Source organism: Streptomyces violaceorubidus, from assembly GCF_000717995.1.
GTDB lineage: Bacteria > Actinomycetota > Actinomycetes > Streptomycetales > Streptomycetaceae > Streptomyces > Streptomyces violaceorubidus.
Genome location: NZ_JODM01000009.1, coordinates 124,023 through 139,415, shown reverse-complemented (window position 1 = coordinate 139,415; position 15,393 = coordinate 124,023). Strand labels below are relative to the sequence as shown.

The window sequence follows — 15,393 nt, the reverse complement described above, 5'->3', positions numbered from 1 at the left end:
GAGGATCACACAATCGGTGCCATGACCACCTACCGGTCCGGCACCATCGCGGAGTGTCCCCGCGTGCCCGAGCGGACCGGCTGTGAGCGTTCCGGCCTCTGACGGCCCTCTTCGCCCCGACCGCCCGACGCCTGTCGCGTCGTAGCCCGTCGGCATTCCCTCCGGTCCACGCCCCGGAGCACTCGTCACACCGTCGTTCTCCCGGCCCTCCTGCGGTGGCCTTTGTGCACCCCTGGCCGGATTCCACGCGTACGTCATCCATGGGGAGGACTTTCATGTCCGTCACGTCCGTCGGCCCGAGCACCGTCCTGCGCGAAGCGCGCGTCCCGGGGGACGGACTGTGGGGTTGGTCTTCCCGTCGAAGAGCCGCGTCATGAGGGTGACGACGCGTACGGCGGCGTCGACATCGATCTTCGGGGGGCCGCCGTCCGGCAGGTCGAAGTCGGCGCCGGTCTGGGCATAGAGGCCGGCGAACAGACGCCAGGTCTGTGCCGTGTCGGTGACGTGGCCGAACAGGATGCCCGCTCCCCCGGTCGCCTCGGCGAGGGCCTTGCCCGCTTCCAGCAGGGCCTCGGGGGAGCCCATGGGGGCCAGTTCACCGCCGGTGTCCAGGAGCCCGGCCTTGTCGGCCGCCTTCTTGTCGTAGAACACGATGAAGGGGTGGACGTCCAGCGGGATCGCGTAGACGGACCCCTCGTGCCGGGTGCGCGACCACACGGCAGGGGTGAAGTCCTTCTCCGTGACGCCGTACTCGGCGAGCAGGTCCAGGTCGAAGGCGTCCACCAGGCCGCCGGGCGCGTAACCGGCCAGTCGGGACAGGTGCATCGCGGCCACGTCGGCGGCCCGTCCGCCGGCCGCGGACATGGCGAGCTTGGTGTAGTACGACGGGCCCCAGTCCAGGATCGTGCGGTCGACGTCGAAGCCCTCGGCTCCCCCGGACCCCTTGGACACGGCCTCGATCATGTCGTCCATCAGCATGCCGTCGCCGCCCTGGAAGAGGTCCCAGACGCTCAGCGCGGACGCCCCGGAGGCCGAGGCCGGTGAGGTGCAGCCGGTCAGCGGGCCCGCGGCGAGCAGGGCTCCCGCTCCGGCCATGGCGTTGCGCAGCAACCGGCGGCGGCTGGGGCGGCGGTCCGGGGTGGACACGGCCGGCACCCCCTGGGCAGGCGAACGGGAACTCATCGTGGACCTTTCGACGGCCGGAGCTCATGCGGTGGCTAGTTTTTACATCGATGTACATTGGCTGTAAAGAGCCGTGCGGAAGTGGACCGGCGCCGACGCCCTCCCGCGCCCCGGGACATAGACTCGGGCAGCGCGGAAGAGGCAGGGAGGTCTCGGTGGCACGGCCCAGGATCAAGGACGTCGCACGCCATGCGGGCGTTTCGGAGAAGACGGTGTCCAACGTCATCAACGACTACGCCCATGTCTCCGACCGGACCCGGCAGGTGGTGCGCGAGGCCATCGAGCACCTCGGCTACCGGGTGAACCTGGCCGGCCGTCACCTGCGCAAGGGCAGAACCGGCATCATCGCGCTCGTCGTCCCGGAACTGGACATACCGTACTTCGCGGAGCTGGCCCGGCATGTCATCCGCGAGGCCGAGGAGCGGTCCCTGACGGTCCTGATCCACCAGTCCGGGGCGGACCGCGCCCACGAACTGGCGGCGCTGGCCGGGTTCGGCTCCACCTTCGTGGACGGCATCATTCTCAGCCCGCTCGCCCTGACCGCCGACGACCTGCGGGACCGCACCGGCTTCCCGCCGACGGTGCTGCTCGGAGAGCTGCTGGAGGAGGGCGCCGACCACGTGGCCATCGACAACGAGCGTGCCGCGTTCGAGGCGACCCGCCACCTGATCGGGCTCGGACGCCGCACCGTCCTGGCCGTCGGGGGGTGCGACGACTCGGGACTGGGCACGGCCGAGGCCCGCACCCGGGGCTACCGCGCCGCCCTGGCGGAAGCGGGCCTCGCCTACGATCCGGCCGCGCTGCTGCCGGTGGACTCCTTCCGCATGCCCGACGGTGCCCGGGCCGTGGACCTGGCACTGCGGGCGGGCGTCCGGCCGGACGCGCTGCTCTGCCTCAACGACCAGCTGGCGCTCGGCGCGTTGCGCGCCCTGCACGAGCACGGCGTGTCGGTGCCCGAGGACGTCGCCGTGATCGGCTTCGACGACGTGGAGGGCGGCCGGTTCAGCGTCCCGACGCTGAGCACGGTGGCGCCGGACAAGGCGGCGGTGGCCAAGGTCGCCGTACAGCTGCTCCAGCACCGCATCGAGGAGGCGACGGCGCCGGACGGTGCCGTGTCGGGGGTGCAGGCGCCCCAGGACCGTATCGTGGCCCACCGGCTCGTCCTGAGGGAGAGCACGGAGGGCCACGAGCGGCGCTGACGTTCCGGCCGGCCGGGTGAGCGGGACGTGTACTGCACCGCTTCACCGACGCGGATCGAGTGGTGGAGGTCCACCCGCTGCTCGGGCCCGCCGTCGATGCTGATGCCCGCGTAGCCGTTGCCGGTGTCCTTGACGGAGAGCAGGACGATCCGGGTGCCCGCGAAGGAGACGGGCAGCTCCTGGGTGGCGCCAGGGCGAGCGGACGACCGAGGTCGGCGGTGCCGTCGGCCCGCCAGGTGAACTTCTGCGCCCGTGTGGTCCGGTTGGTGCAGGTGTTCACCGAGGTGGTCCTGGCGTGGTGGACGATCCAGTCCTCGGTGCCGTCGGGGGACGCGAAGAAGGCGCGGTGGCCCGGCCCGAACACGCCGCGGTCGTCGGCCCGGGAGAACACCGCGCCCAGGTGCCGGCGCCAGTTCGCCGGCAGCCTTTACATCGATGTAAGGACGGGGCGTCACGCCACGGACGGCCCAGAGGACTGCCAACGGGGCCAAAAATGGTATTCCATTTGCCGCAGAGCTCTTGACGGTGCGGTTTGGCGAAAACTACGTTCTGTTCACCGGAAAGCCGCTTCCGCTTTGTGGAACTCTCCCATTCCCCGCACCTGATCCCAGGAGTCCCGTATGACTGCCCTGGAAGACCGCCGCTCGTCCGCACGGACCGGCGACACCGCCACCAGCTCCGGCCTCTACACCTACGACCTCGCCCCGACGAAGCGGGAAGGCCGCCGCTGGGGCGCCTACAACGTCTTCACCCTCTGGGCCAACGACGTGCACAGCCTGGGCAATTACGCCTTCGCCATCGGACTGTTCGCCCTCGGTCTCAACGTGTGGGGCATCCTCGCCGCCTTCGCGCTCGCCTCGGTCCTGCTCTTCCTCCTGCTCACGCTCTCCGGGTTCATGGGCCACAAGACGGGCGTTCCGTTCCCCGTCATGAGCCGCATCGCGTTCGGCATCAAGGGGGCGAAGATTCCGGCCGTCGTCCGCGGCGCCGTGGCCATCGCCTGGTTTGGTATCCAGACCTATCTGGCGTCCGCCGTGCTGAGCGCCCTCCTGGTGGCCATGTTCCCCTCCCTCGCCTCCCTGGACACGAACTCCCTGCTCGGCCAGTCGACGCTCGGCTGGATCACCTTCCTGGTGCTGTGGGCCCTCCAGGTGCTCATCGTCAGCTACGGGATGCAGATGATCCGCCGGTACATGGCCTTCGCCGCGCCCACCACCCTGCTGACCATGTGCGCCCTCGCGGTGTGGATGTTCGTGCGGGCCGACGGGTCGGTCTCCGTGTCCGTCGACGACCCGCTGACCGGCGGCGCGATGTGGCTCCAGGTGCTCCAGGCCGCCGCCCTGTGGGTGGTCATCTACGGGACGTTCGTGCTGAACTTCTGCGACTTCACCAGGTCCGCGCGCAGCCGCGGCTCCATCGTCCGGGGCAACGTGATCGGCATCCCGGTGAACATGCTCTTCTTCGCCGTCATCGTGGCGGTCCTCAGCGGAGCCCAGTTCACCCTCGACGGGCACGTGATCACCAGTCCGACGGACATCGTCAGGACGATCCCCAACATGTTCCTGCTGGCCCTCGCCTCGCTGTGTCTCATCGCCCTCACGGTGGCGGTGAACCTGCTGGCCAACTTCGTCGCGCCCATCTACGCCCTGGTCAACCTCTTCCCGCACCGGCTCGACTTCCGCCGCGCGGGCCTGGTGAGCGCCGTCCTGGGCCTGGTGATCACGCCCTGGAACCTCTACAACAGCCCCGTCGTCGTGAACTACTTCCTCGGCGGGCTCGGCGCGCTGCTCGGCCCCCTGTTCGGCGTGATCATGGCGGACTACTGGCTGCTGCGGAAGTCCCGTGTGAACGTGCCGGCCCTCTACACCGAGGACGCGGGCGCCGAGTACCACTACCGGCGCGGCTACAACCCGCGGGCCGTCGCGGCCTTCGTCCCCAGCGCCGCGATCGCCGTCGTCGTCGCACTCGTCCCCTTCTTCCACGCCGCGGCCGGGTTCTCCTGGTTCGTCGGCGCCATCCTCGCCGCGGTGCTGTACGCGCTGATCGCCGACCGTGCCTCCGCGTTCCGCGACGTGGACGGCGAGGCCATCGCCGTCGCCGCGGACTAACCCCGAACGCCCCCTCCCCCTTCTCCCCCTTCTCCCCCGTCCCCTTCCGTCCTCCCCGTCCGAGCAGAAGGCCCAGGCCCACCCATGCGCATCCTCGTGGTCAACGTCAACACCACGCAGTCCATCACCGACGCGATCGGCAAGCAGGCGGCCGGCGCGGCCTGTCCGGGCACCGAGATCGTGCCGCTGACCCCGGCCTTCGGCGCGGAGTCCGTGGAGGGCAACTACGAGAGCTACCTCGCCGCCGTCGCCGTGATGGAGGCCGTGCGCGCCCACCGGGAGCCCTTCGACGCGGTGATCCAGGCCGGTTACGGCGAGCACGGCCGCGAGGGGCTCCAGGAACTGCTCGACGTGCCCGTCGTCGACATCACCGAGGCGGCGGCGAGCACCGCGCAGTACCTGGGCCGCCGCTACTCCGTGGTCACCACCCTCGACCGCACGGTCCCCCTGATCGAGGAGCGGCTGGAGGTGGCCGGACTGAGCGCCCGGTGTGCCTCGGTGCGGGCCAGCGGGCTCGCCGTGCTGGACCTGGAGCGGGACGAGCGGGCCGCCGTGGACGCCATCACCGAGCAGGCCGCCCGCGCGGTCGAGGACGACCGGGCCGAGGTCATCTGCCTGGGCTGCGGAGGCATGGCGGGCCTCGCCGAACGCGTGGTGGAACGTACCGGTGTCCCCGTGGTCGACGGGGTCGCCGCCGCCGTGACGGTCGCCGAGTCCCTGGTCCGGCTCGGTCTGTCCACGTCCAAGGTGCGCACCTACGCCCGTCCGCGTCCCAAGCGGATCGTCAACTGGCCCCCGCAGGCGGGCTGACCCCCTCTCGCTCCGTCCCGCCCGGGCGGCGCCCGACCCCGGGGTATTCTGACGGGCCGCCCGACCGCCGCTCCGCACGGCGCGGTCGGCGTGCCGGGAACGGAAGACAGACGAAGGACGGCGATGGCTGCGTCAGAGGGCTTCACGCCCGAGTCCGAGCGGGTCACGCGGCGGTTGCGCGACGAGATCGTCGACGGTGTGCGGGCCCCCGGCAGCCGCCTGGTCGAACGGGAGCTGGCCGAGTCCCTCGGGGTGAGCCGGCTTCCCGTCCGCGAGGCCCTCAAGACCCTGGTCGCGGAGGGGCTGGTGACCCCGCGGCCACGGAGCTGGGCGGTGGTGCGGGAGTTCACCACGAGCGACATCGCCGACCTGGACGAGGTCCGCTCGGGCCTGGAGACCCTCGGGTTCCGGCTCGCCGCCCAACGGCACACGCGGGAGGGGCTGGAGCGGCTGCGCGCGACGGTGGACGCCGAACTCGACGCGGCCCGCGCGAACGACGCCGTGCGGGCCCGCCGGGCGGCCGCCGACTTCCACGAGACCGTCGTCTCGCTGGCCGCCAACGAGCTGCTCAACGAGCTGGAGCGGGTCCTGCGCAGCCGCCTGCGCTGGCTCCTGGGCCAGCACGACGACCTGCTGGCCGTCGCCCTGGAGCACGACGCCCTCTACCGGGCCATCGCCGCCCGCGACGTGGACCGCGTCCAGGAACTGGTCCTGCACCATCTCTCGACGAGCCGCAGCGCCGCCCTCGGCCACCTGGCGCAGGACCGCGCATAGTCCCTCGGCGGCGGTGTCGACCACCATGACTCCGGGGGCGACGTACAGGAACCGCGCACCGGTGCGCGTGCGATGTCGGTACCTCGGGCGGGTGGTGGCCCTCGCGATGGTGCGGCGCGGTGCCGTCAGGCGAGTACCGCTTCCCAGGTGTCGACCGCGAAGTGGACCGTCATGCCGTGGCGGCCGTACAGCCGCGGGGCGCCCGTCGCGTTCGCGGTGTCGACACCGAGGCCCACCGTGTCCCGGCCCCGCGCGGCGAAGTGCGCGAAGGCGTGGCGCAGCAGGAAGCCGCCCAGGCCCCGGCCGCGGGCCTCGCGCGGCACGCCGAGGGCGCGGATCCACCCCATCGCCTCGCGGTCGTCCCGGGCCAGCAGGAATCCGGCGTCCCCGAGGTCGTCGGTCTCGGCGATCCAGACCAGGGACCAGTCGAGGCCCGCGGCGTCGATGTCGTCGAGCCACAGCGGGTACGCGCGCGGCTGGAAGTCGAAGTGCTCCGCGAAGGAGCGCTGGTACAGCTCGTGGACCCGGGCGCGGTCCGCCTCCGTGGCGCACGCCCGCACCCGCACGCCCGCCGGTGCCTCGGGCACGAGGTCGGTCGCCGATTCCAGCGCGCGGCGCAGCACGTGGTGGGTGCGCACGACCCTCCAGCCGCGACCGGCGAGGAGCGCGGTGTCGGTCGTGGGCCGGGTGTTGAGGTGCAGGTGGACCACGGCGCGTTCGGCGCCGTTGGCCCGTGCCTTGGCGAGGGCGCGGGTCTCCATGGCCGACAGCACGCGCAGCCCGGTCCGCTGGTGGTCGGGCAGCACGTAGTGGTCGATGTCGACGCGCTCGCCGCCGGACTCGTCCCACAGGAGCCCGTACGCGACCAGCCGGCCGTCGTCGAAGGCGAGCCACGAGTCCTGGGTCAGATCCGTCCGCTGGTGCTTCAGGTCGGCTTCGACGGTGTGCTGGTCGGTCTCGGGGCGGCCGATCTCGATCCGGTCTATCTCGTTGAGGAGGGCGGTGATGGCGGGGGCGTCGGCGAGGGTGGCCGGTCGCAGGTCGGCGGGGGACATGAGGAGCAGAGTCGGGCACGGCGGCGGGTGACCGCAACGGATTATCCGCCGGAGGCGAGGCGATGACGTAGGACGCCGAACCGGGGGCATACGCATGTCCGAAGCCTTCTCCCCCGCCGACCCACGGGAGTTCCCTGTGACGCCGAGCCTGCGCACCGCCCGTGCCTGCCGTGCCGCCGCCGTGCTCCTTGTCGCCGCCGCCGCGTACGCGGCCACCCGCCACTCCTGGCTCTTCCTGCCCGGCCTGTACGTCGCCGCGGTGTTCGCGTGGTGCGCCGCCCGGGAGGGTGCGGAGCACCGGCGCCGGGTCGCCCTGGCCAGGCGGGCCGAGCTCCTGGCCCGGCCGGAGCCGCACGATCCGTTCGCGCACGGTCCGTTCGCGCACGGTCTGGAGCCGTGCTGCGCGTTCTGGCGGCATTCGGACGGCGTCGTGCACGGCTCGGAGTGCGCCCGTCCCGCCGCCGCCCGCGTCTCCCTGCCCGACGACTGCTGCGAACGGTGGTGGACCTCGCTCGGCGCGCGGCACGACGCGGGCTGCCGGCGCCGCGCCGGCGCCCCTGGCCGGGGCCGCGCCCGGCCGGCGTCGCAGTAGCGGGGTCAGGGTCCGGGGACCCCGGGCAGCCGGTGGCCGTGGTGGACGGCCGCCGCGACCTCGCGACGGCCGTCCGCACCCGTACCCCGGGCTTCGGCGAGTCGCGCGACGGGACTGAGGACGGCGTTCAGGCGCGCCTGTGGTCGGGGCCGCGGAAGACGGCCAGTCGCAGGACGACGAAGCGTACGACGGTGACGGCGACGGACGTGGCGGCGAGGACCGCGGTCTCGGCGGCGGGCGAGGCGTCGGGCCGCTGGTGCGTGAACCACAGCACGGCACCGGAGGTCACCAGGTAGCCGAGCAGGAAGAGGCCGCCCGCTCCGAGGTGCGCGCGGGCGGCTTTCGTGGCGGCGTGCCGGAACGTCAGCCGCCGGTTCGCCTCGGTGTTCAGCACCGTCAGCACGAGGAGGGAGACCAGGTTGGCCACGGCCGGCGGCGACCAGGGGCGCAGCCCCCAGTAGAGCAGGGCCTGTCCCGCGGTCGACGCGACGCCGATCGCGACGAACCAGCCGACCTCCCGCGACCACACCGCGCGCTCCCCCACCGTCGATCGATGTCCGAACTCCCCGGTGGCGCAGCGTACTACGACCCCACCAGGCACTTTGCCTTTGCTTTGCCTTTCGGGAACCCTGTGGACCCCGGGCGCGTTCATCGTGGTGACCGCGGGAGATCGCGGCCGAGGACAGACCGATACGCAGCAACAGAAGCCGAGGTGGCACGAGTGGCGATGTGGGACAAGATCAAGGACCAGGCCAAGACCTTCCAGCAGTCCCAGGGCACTCGGGGAGCGAGCGGATCCGGCCAGGGATCGCACGGCCCCCTGGGGGGTGGCAGCAGGTCGGGTTCGTCCTCCGGCGGTTCCAAGGCCCAGCTGATCGGGTTGTTCAAGTCCCAGCTCGCCTCGGCCAAGAACGAGCTCAAGAGCGGCGCCTACCGGGACGCCAGCATGGCCATGTGCGCCCTGGTCGCCGCCGCGGACGGCCGGGTGGAGCCGGCCGAGCGGCAGCGCGTGGAGGAGCTGATCGTCTCCAACGAGGTGCTGCAGAACTTCCCGGCGGACCAGCTCCGCCAGCGGTTCAACCAGCACGTGGACCGGCTGCTCGCCAACTTCGAGCAGGGGAAGGCCGAGGCTCTCCAGGTGATCGCCAAGGCCGCCAAGAAGCCCGCCGAGGCCCGTGCGGTCGTCCAGACCGGCATGGTCGTCGCCGGCGCCGACGGGAGCTTCGAGCAGTCCGAGCAGTACGCGATCCGCGAGGCGTGCACCGCGCTGGACATCCCGCCGTCGGAGTTCGGCGTCTGATCCCGGACCCCGGGAGAGCCGCCGGCCGGGAAAGCGTTTGACGGCCGTCCCCGTCGAGGGGTCGGATGAGGGCCATGAGCTCAGGGCAGCCGCATACGGGCCTGTGCCGTGTCGACGACCGCCTGGTACGGCGTCTGGTCGACGGGCAGTTCCCGCGGTGGGCGGGACTGCCCGTCGAGCGCCACCCCTCCGGCGGCACGGTCAACGCCATGTACCGGCTGGGCGAGGACATGGTCGTCCGGCTGCCGCTGGTCGAGGGCGGCGTGGCGGACGTGGCGACGGAGCGGGAGTGGCTGCCCCGGCTGTCGCCGCTGCTTCCCGTCGCCGTGCCCGAGGTGCTCGGGGAAGGGGTGCCGGCCGACGGGTACCCGTGGCCCTGGTCCGTCCACCGGTGGCTGCCCGGCGAGGTCCCCGAGGCCGGAGCGCTGACCGACCCCGTGGCGCTGGCGGAGGATCTGGGCGCCTTCGTGGCGGCGATGCGCGGTGTCACCCTGCCCGGCGCGCCGCAGGCGTATCGCGGCGGGCCGCTCACCACGCTCGACGCGCCGACCCGGGCCGCACTCGACGAGCTGCGCGGCCTGCCCGAGGAGGGCGTCGACTGCGACACGCTGACCGCCGTGTGGCAGGACGCGCTGCGCGCCCCTGCCTGGCAGGGGCCGCCCCGCTGGCTGCACGCGGACCTGATGCCGGGCAATCTGCTGGTGGGCGGCGGCCGGCTGTCCGCCGTGATCGACTTCGGGTGCATGGGCGTGGGCGATCCGGCCTGCGACCTCTTCCCGGCATGGAACCTGCTGCCGTCCGGCGCCAGGGAGGTCTTCCGCGAGGCGCTCGGCGTGGACGACGCGACCTGGCGGCGCGGCCGGGGCCGCGCCCTCTCCCAGGCTCTGATCGCCCTGCCGTACTACCGCGGGACCAACCCCGCGATGGCCGGCAACGCCCGCCACGTGATCCGGGCGGTACTGGGCGAGCGGTCAGGGCGCGATCCCCACGCCCTCGATCCTGCTCCACGCCCGCTCCTGCACGGCCGTCATGGCGGGCCAGAGGAGACCGCCCGGCCGGGGCCGCACGCGTGAGGCGTACGCGGACGGGCTGAAGCCGGGGTCGTAGAAGCACCCCTCGCCGTACCTCGCGTCGAAGGCGGCGCAGGAGTCGGCGAGGGTACGCGGGCTCGGCCTGCGGCCGGTGCGCGCCCAGGAGTCCAGCGCGGCCAATGAGTTGGCGTATTCGGAGTCGCTCAGCGAGCTGTGCTCGTGTTCCCGGGTGAAGGTCTGGACGAGGTTCCGGTCCCGGCCGGCGCCGCGGAGCGTGGCGCGGTAGGCCGCCTCGTGCTCCACGAACGCGGTCGGGTCGTCGATGGCGTGCAGGGTGAGGACGGGAAGGGAGACCCTGCCGGTGAGGTCGCTGTCCCAGGACAGGTCGCGCCGGGCGGTGGGGTCGGCCGAGAAGCGCTCGACGCCCGCGTTGAGCGCCTTGTCGTCGTGCGAGCCCGAGTAGCGCACCGCGCGGTTGCTCCAGGGGTTCCGCCCCCCGAGCCGGTTGGTCACGATGTCGCGGAACGTGAAGGTGGCGAACCGGAGGTGGGACTCCAGGGTGCGCTCGGGGATGCCGGTGACGGCGAGGATGTCGTCGAGGTTGCGCTGCTGCGTCTCGGTGCGCTCCCCCGGGTCCACCGCGTAGCCCGTGCATTCCTGGAGGCGGGCGCGCAGGCCCGCGGCGGTCATGGTGGAGCCCGGGTCGCAGGCCCTGCCACAGCGGGTACTGCGGCTCGGTGGGGCGCGGGTGGTTGCGGCAGTAGTACTGGTAGACCACCCGCAGGTCCACCCGGTAGTCGTAGCCGCGCGAACCGCCGCCGAGCACGCCGTTGGTCAGCAGCACCCCGTCGTAGGCGCCGGGGCGCCGGCCGTGGGTCTCGGCGGCCTTGGCGGCCACGTTCCCGCCCCAGGACTGGCCGTGCAGGTAGGTGCGTTCCGGCCGACCGAACCGTTCGGTGAACAGGCGGCGCACGCTCTCGGTGTCGGCGGCCGCCATGCGAGCCCCGTAGCCGCCGCGCCGGTAGGAGGAGGCGGCCCAGGCGTATCCCTGGTCGACCATCACCGCCCAGCGTTCCAGGTCCTCGGTGCTGCGCGCGGGGTCCGAGGCGTCGCCGAGGTCGGGCCCGCCGTGGGCGTGCACGACGAGGGACCCGTTCCAGCGGTGGGGCACGGCCATCGCGTAGGGGGCGCCGCCCGCGTCCGGCCAGGTGGCCTTCTCCACGAGGGCGGGCGGGCAGTCGGCGGCAACCGGCTGGCCGCCGGCCCGTGCGGGGGCGGCGGAGGCGTTGCCGAGGGTGCCGAGGAGGACGGCGGTGAGCGCGGTGGCGACCACCGCCGGGCGGCTTGAGCGGCGGGTGGGCCGGGTGCCGTGCCGGGGAGCGGGGGGTGTGGTCACGGTGCGGCTCCTGTTCGTGCTGCGGGCCGGCGCGAAGTCGCGCTGCGGGCCGGGACGTCAGGGATTCCCCGGATCCGGAGCCACCCCTTCGGCGGTTGCGTTCACAGTGTTCGCCGGCCTCCGTCCGACCGGACCTCCGCGGGTTCCTGCGTGGCCCCTTGACGCCCCATTGGTCTCTACCTATCGTCACCGCCCAGTCGAACGTTCAGAACAGCACTCAACGTTCACATACTCGAACGGAGGGACCCCCCACATGTCCTCTGCTCCCACCCGCCGCCACCGCGGATCCCGCGCCGTCCTCCTCGCGACCCTCACCGCCGCGCTCGTCGGCACCCTGCTCGCCGGTCCCGGCTCGACCGCCCCCCGCGCGGACGCCGCCCCGGCCGCGTTCACGCACCCCGGAGTCACCGTCTCCCAGGGGCAACTCGACTTCGTCCGCGCCAGGATCGACGCCGGGGCCCAGCCCTGGAAGGGCGCCTTCGACCAGATGATGGCGAGCCGGTACGCCGACCTGAACCGCACCCCCAAGCCCCGCGCGGTGGTCGAGTGTGGCTCCTACTCCAACCCCAACTACGGCTGCACCGACGAGCGCGAGGACGCGATCGCGGCCTACACCAACGCGCTGGCCTGGTGCTTCACCCGTGACGAGCGCTACGCCCGCAAGTCCATCGAGCTGATGGACGCCTGGTCCGCCGTGATCCGGGACCACACCAACAGCAACGCCCCGTTGCAGACCGGATGGGCGGGCTCGTCCTGGCCGAAGGCCGCCGAGATCATCAAGTACACGTACGGCGGCACCTGGGCGAACTCGGGCCGCTTCGCCGCCATGCTCCGCGACGTCTACCTGCCCGAGGTCATCAACGGCTCCAACTCCAACGGCAACTGGGAGCTGACGATGACGGAGGCCGCCGTCGGCATCTCCGTCTTCCTGGAGGACAAGGCGTCCTACGACCGCGCGATGGCCAGATTCCGCACCCGCACGGCCGCGTACGTGTACCTGGACTCCGACGGAGACCTGCCGAAGACCGTCCCGAGCCAGAACCTCGACACCCGGGACAAGATCGTCAAGTACTGGCAGGGCCAGTCCACCTTCGTCACCGGCCTCACCCAGGAGACCTGCCGGGACTTCACCCACACCGGGTACGGCATCTCGTCCATCTCGCACGTCGCCGAGACCAGCCGGATCCAGGGGCAGGACCTGTACGGCACCGACGTCGGCGAGCGGCTGCGGCACGCGCTCGGCTTCCAGGCGAAGTACGAGCAGGGCACGGGCGTGCCGAGTTGGCTGTGCGGGGGCTCGCTCCACCTCGGTCTGGGCCCGGTGACCGAGGTCGGCTACAACGCCCTGCACAACCGCCTCGGCTTCGCCATGGACAACACCGAGGCGCTCACGAAGCGCACCCGCCCCTCCGGCACGAACAACCTGTTCGTCGCCTGGGAGACCCTCACCCACGGCGACAACCCCGCCTGAGCCGGCGACGGGGACGATGTCCTGTCAGCTGTCGTAGTCCACGGTCAGCTTGTCGGAGACCGGGTACGACTGGCAGGTCAGGACATAGCCGGCGTCGACCTCCGCCGCCTCCAGGGCGTAGTTGCGGCGCATGTCGACCCGGCCGTCGGTGACCAGGGCCCGGCAGGTCCCGCAGACCCCGCCCTTGCAGGCGAAGGGCAGGTCGGGGCGGGTCTGCTGGGCTCCGTCGAGGATCGACCGGTCCCGGGACAGCGGGGCGGTCGTGGAGCGGCCGTCCAGGGTGACGGTGACCTCGCTGACCGGTCCCTCGGGGCCGCTGTCCTCGTGGCGCACCTCCCGCACGGGCTCGTCCTCGGCGAAGAACAGCTCCCGGTGGACGCGCTCGGCCGGGACGCCCAGCCCGGTGAGCACCCGCTGGGCGTCGGCGACCATGCCCTCAGGTCCGCACAGCCACCAGTGGTCCGCGCCCTCCACGTCCACCAGGGGGCCGATGAGCGCCGCGAGCCGTCCGGCGTCCAGGCGGCCGGAGAGCACCTCGGCCTCGCGGGGCTCGCGGGAGAGCACGTGGGCGAGGTGGAAACGGGTCGGGTGGAGATCCTTCAGGTCGGCCAGCTCGTCGGCGAACATCACCGTGTCGGTGCGGCGGTTGCCGTAGAACAGGGTGACGGCGGAGCGGCTGTCGGCGGCGAGCACCGACTCGGCGATGGACACCATCGGGGTGATGCCCGACCCGGCCGCGATCAGGACGTGGTGGCCGGGGGTGGTCAGGTCGGGCGTGAAGAGGCCGGTGGGCGCCATGACCTCCACGGTGTCGCCCGGCCGCACCTCGTCGACCAGCCACGCCGAGAACAGTCCGCCCGGTACCACCCGCACACCGATGCGCGGCGCCGCACCGGCCGGTGCGCAGATCGAGTACGAGCGGCGCTCGTCCCGGCCGTCGACCTCGCGCCGCAGGGTGAGCGACTGACCGGGCGCGAAGGCGAACTCCCCGGCGAGTTCGTCGGGGATCTCGAAACTCACGGCCGCGGCGTCCGCGCACAGCCGCTCGACGGCGGCGACGCGCAGCCGGTGGAAGGCGGGCCGGCGGCGGGCGCGCACCGGGGCCGCCGGTACGGGGGCGGTCGGGGGCATCAGATCTCCTTGACGTACTCGAACGGCTCGCGGCAGGCCCGGCAGCGCCACAGGGCCTTGCAGGACGTGGCGGCGAAGCGGGAGGTCTCCTCGGTGTCCGCCGAGCCGCAGCGGGGGCAGGGCACCGCGGGCCGGGTGGGCGACAGGACCAGGGAGACGGGGCCGCCGCGGGGTGCCGCCCCGGGCGGGGCGATGCCGTGCTCGGCCAGCTTGCGGCGGCCCGCCGCGGTGATCCAGTCGCTGGTCCAGGGCGGGTCCAGGACGGTGCGGATCTCCACGCGGGGGTATCCCGCCTCCCGCAGCCGCGCGTCGACGTCCGCCCGCATCTCGGCCATGGCGGGGCAGCCGGAGTAGGTGGGGGTCAGGCTCGCGACCACGGTGCCGTCCCCGCCGACCTCGACGCCGCGCAGGACGCCGAGGTCGGCGAGGGTGAGCATGGGCAGCTCGGGGTCGGGCACCTGCTCGGCGACGTGCCGGGCGCGGCGGGCGTCCAGGGGTGCGGGGGTGCCGGTCACCACGTCGCCCCCGGGTGGGCACGGGCGACGCCCTGCAACTCGGTGAGGAGCGGCGCCAGGTGTTCGGTGTGCTCGCCGGCGCGGCCGGAGCCGGGCAGCGGCCGGTGGACGGGCAGGGGCAGTCCGGCGGCCTCCGTGACCTGGCGCAGGTCGTCGGCGACCTCGTCCCGGACGTCGTACGCCGTGTGCAATTCACCGAGGTAGGGGGCGACCCGGTCGAGCGCGGCGCGCATCCTGCGGTGGGACTCGTCCGTGCCGTCGCCCAGGCGCACGCACCACTCGGCGGCGTACTGACGGTGGTACGTCAGCTCCTTGACGCCCTTGGCGGCGACCGCGGCGAGCACCGGGTCGGGGTGGGCACGAAGCCGCCGGAAGTGGGCGAGGCGCCAGCTGGAGAGCACCAGCAGCCGCACCACGGCGAACGCGAAGTCTCCGCCCGGCAGTTCCGCCAGGCGGACGTTGCGGAAGTCGCCGGCGTCGCGGAGGTAGGCGTAGGCGTCCTCGTCCCGGCCGGTGCCGTCGGTCTGCCCCGCGCGGGAGTAGAGCAGGCGGGCCTGGCCGAGGAGGTCGAGGCCGATGTTGGCCAGCGCCACCTCCTCCTCCAGCTCCGGCGCGCGGGTGACCCACTCGGCGAGCCGCTGGGCGCTGACCAGGGCGTCGTCGGCGAGCGCCACGCACTCGGCGACCAGCGCGCCCGCGTCGACGCCCTCGGGCACGGTGGTGTCGACGCCGTGCAGCGGGTCCTCGAAGCCGGTGCCGTAGGCCCAGCGGGTGTCGTCCTCGTGCCCCTCGGCCAGGGTGAGGTAGACGTGGTCGTCACTCATGCCCT

The 15,393-nt window shown here is 72.8% G+C and carries 13 protein-coding genes and 3 pseudogenes; 8 read left to right on the top strand and 8 right to left on the bottom strand.

Annotated elements, in window-relative coordinates:
- Positions 1 to 342: 342 nt before the first annotated feature.
- Positions 343 to 1,182, bottom strand: a pseudogene (locus tag IE94_RS0114830) (ABC transporter substrate-binding protein); the annotation flags it as partial.
- Positions 1,183 to 1,337: 155 nt separating this feature from the next.
- Between IE94_RS0114830 and IE94_RS0114825 the strand changes: the two are divergent.
- Complete coding sequence (locus IE94_RS0114825; protein ID WP_030183675.1) at positions 1,338 to 2,381, top strand: LacI family DNA-binding transcriptional regulator; 1,044 nt, start codon at positions 1,338 to 1,340, stop codon at positions 2,379 to 2,381.
- Positions 2,382 to 2,404: 23 nt separating this feature from the next.
- Here the strand turns inward: IE94_RS0114825 and IE94_RS38060 are convergent.
- Positions 2,405 to 2,805: pseudogene (locus tag IE94_RS38060) on the bottom strand (family 43 glycosylhydrolase); the annotation flags it as partial.
- Between the two features lie 196 nt (positions 2,806 to 3,001).
- Between IE94_RS38060 and IE94_RS0114820 the strand changes: the two are divergent.
- The 3 genes from IE94_RS0114820 to IE94_RS0114810 all read left to right on the top strand — a co-directional run bounded on the left by IE94_RS0114820 (position 3,002) and on the right by IE94_RS0114810 (position 6,073).
- The gene (locus IE94_RS0114820) at positions 3,002 to 4,489 is read left to right on the top strand and encodes an NCS1 family nucleobase:cation symporter-1 (RefSeq protein WP_030183672.1); all 1,488 of its coding nucleotides are present in this window, start codon (positions 3,002 to 3,004) and stop codon (positions 4,487 to 4,489) included.
- An 84-nt stretch (positions 4,490 to 4,573) separates the two neighbouring features.
- Positions 4,574 to 5,299: an aspartate/glutamate racemase family protein gene (locus IE94_RS0114815; protein ID WP_030183668.1), complete on the top strand. Its 726-nt coding sequence runs from the start codon at positions 4,574 to 4,576 to the stop codon at positions 5,297 to 5,299.
- Positions 5,300 to 5,422: 123 nt separating this feature from the next.
- On the top strand, positions 5,423 to 6,073 hold the full coding sequence (locus IE94_RS0114810) for a GntR family transcriptional regulator (protein ID WP_030183649.1): 651 nt from the start codon (positions 5,423 to 5,425) through the stop codon (positions 6,071 to 6,073).
- Positions 6,074 to 6,198: 125 nt separating this feature from the next.
- Here the strand turns inward: IE94_RS0114810 and IE94_RS0114805 are convergent, their stop codons facing one another.
- Positions 6,199 to 7,128, bottom strand: a complete 930-nt coding sequence (locus IE94_RS0114805) for a GNAT family N-acetyltransferase (protein ID WP_030183647.1) — start codon at positions 7,126 to 7,128, stop codon at positions 6,199 to 6,201.
- A 94-nt stretch (positions 7,129 to 7,222) separates the two neighbouring features.
- Between IE94_RS0114805 and IE94_RS0114800 the strand changes: the two genes are divergently transcribed.
- Complete coding sequence (locus IE94_RS0114800) at positions 7,223 to 7,720, top strand: hypothetical protein (protein WP_245235257.1); 498 nt, start codon at positions 7,223 to 7,225, stop codon at positions 7,718 to 7,720.
- Positions 7,721 to 7,847: 127 nt separating this feature from the next.
- Here IE94_RS0114800 and IE94_RS0114795 read toward each other — a convergent pair whose 3' ends face one another.
- Positions 7,848 to 8,264: a GtrA family protein gene (locus tag IE94_RS0114795; protein WP_245235256.1), complete on the bottom strand. Its 417-nt coding sequence runs from the start codon at positions 8,262 to 8,264 to the stop codon at positions 7,848 to 7,850.
- Between the two features lie 177 nt (positions 8,265 to 8,441).
- Between IE94_RS0114795 and IE94_RS0114790 the strand changes: the two genes are divergently transcribed.
- On the top strand, positions 8,442 to 9,020 hold the full coding sequence (locus tag IE94_RS0114790; protein ID WP_030183639.1) for a tellurite resistance TerB family protein: 579 nt from the start codon (positions 8,442 to 8,444) through the stop codon (positions 9,018 to 9,020).
- 74 nt (positions 9,021 to 9,094) lie between these two features.
- Positions 9,095 to 10,093, top strand: coding sequence for an aminoglycoside phosphotransferase family protein (locus IE94_RS0114785; RefSeq protein WP_078606489.1), 999 nt, complete (start codon positions 9,095 to 9,097; stop codon positions 10,091 to 10,093).
- Here the strand turns inward: IE94_RS0114785 and IE94_RS35600 are convergent.
- A pseudogene (locus IE94_RS35600) lies at positions 9,992 to 11,447 on the bottom strand (alpha/beta hydrolase family protein). The gene IE94_RS0114785 and the pseudogene IE94_RS35600 sit on opposite strands and share 102 nt — an antisense overlap.
- Positions 11,448 to 11,700: 253 nt before the next feature.
- Between IE94_RS35600 and IE94_RS0114775 the strand changes: the two are divergent.
- Positions 11,701 to 12,918, top strand: a complete 1,218-nt coding sequence (locus IE94_RS0114775) for an alginate lyase family protein (RefSeq protein WP_030183628.1) — start codon at positions 11,701 to 11,703, stop codon at positions 12,916 to 12,918.
- A 24-nt stretch (positions 12,919 to 12,942) separates the two neighbouring features.
- Here the strand turns inward: IE94_RS0114775 and paaE are convergent, their stop codons facing one another.
- Genes paaE through paaC form a run of 3 tightly spaced genes read right to left on the bottom strand, consistent with a single transcriptional unit; the run spans position 12,943 to position 15,388 of the window.
- Positions 12,943 to 14,049: a 1,2-phenylacetyl-CoA epoxidase subunit PaaE gene (paaE, locus tag IE94_RS0114770; RefSeq protein ID WP_030183626.1), complete on the bottom strand. Its 1,107-nt coding sequence runs from the start codon at positions 14,047 to 14,049 to the stop codon at positions 12,943 to 12,945.
- The gene (gene paaD / locus IE94_RS0114765; protein ID WP_030183624.1) at positions 14,049 to 14,567 is read right to left on the bottom strand and encodes a 1,2-phenylacetyl-CoA epoxidase subunit PaaD; all 519 of its coding nucleotides are present in this window, start codon (positions 14,565 to 14,567) and stop codon (positions 14,049 to 14,051) included. The genes paaE and paaD overlap by 1 nt, the downstream gene beginning before the upstream one ends.
- On the bottom strand, positions 14,561 to 15,388 hold the full coding sequence (gene paaC, locus IE94_RS0114760; protein WP_030183622.1) for a 1,2-phenylacetyl-CoA epoxidase subunit PaaC: 828 nt from the start codon (positions 15,386 to 15,388) through the stop codon (positions 14,561 to 14,563). The genes paaD and paaC overlap by 7 nt, the downstream gene beginning before the upstream one ends.
- Positions 15,389 to 15,393: the final 5 nt, after the last annotated feature.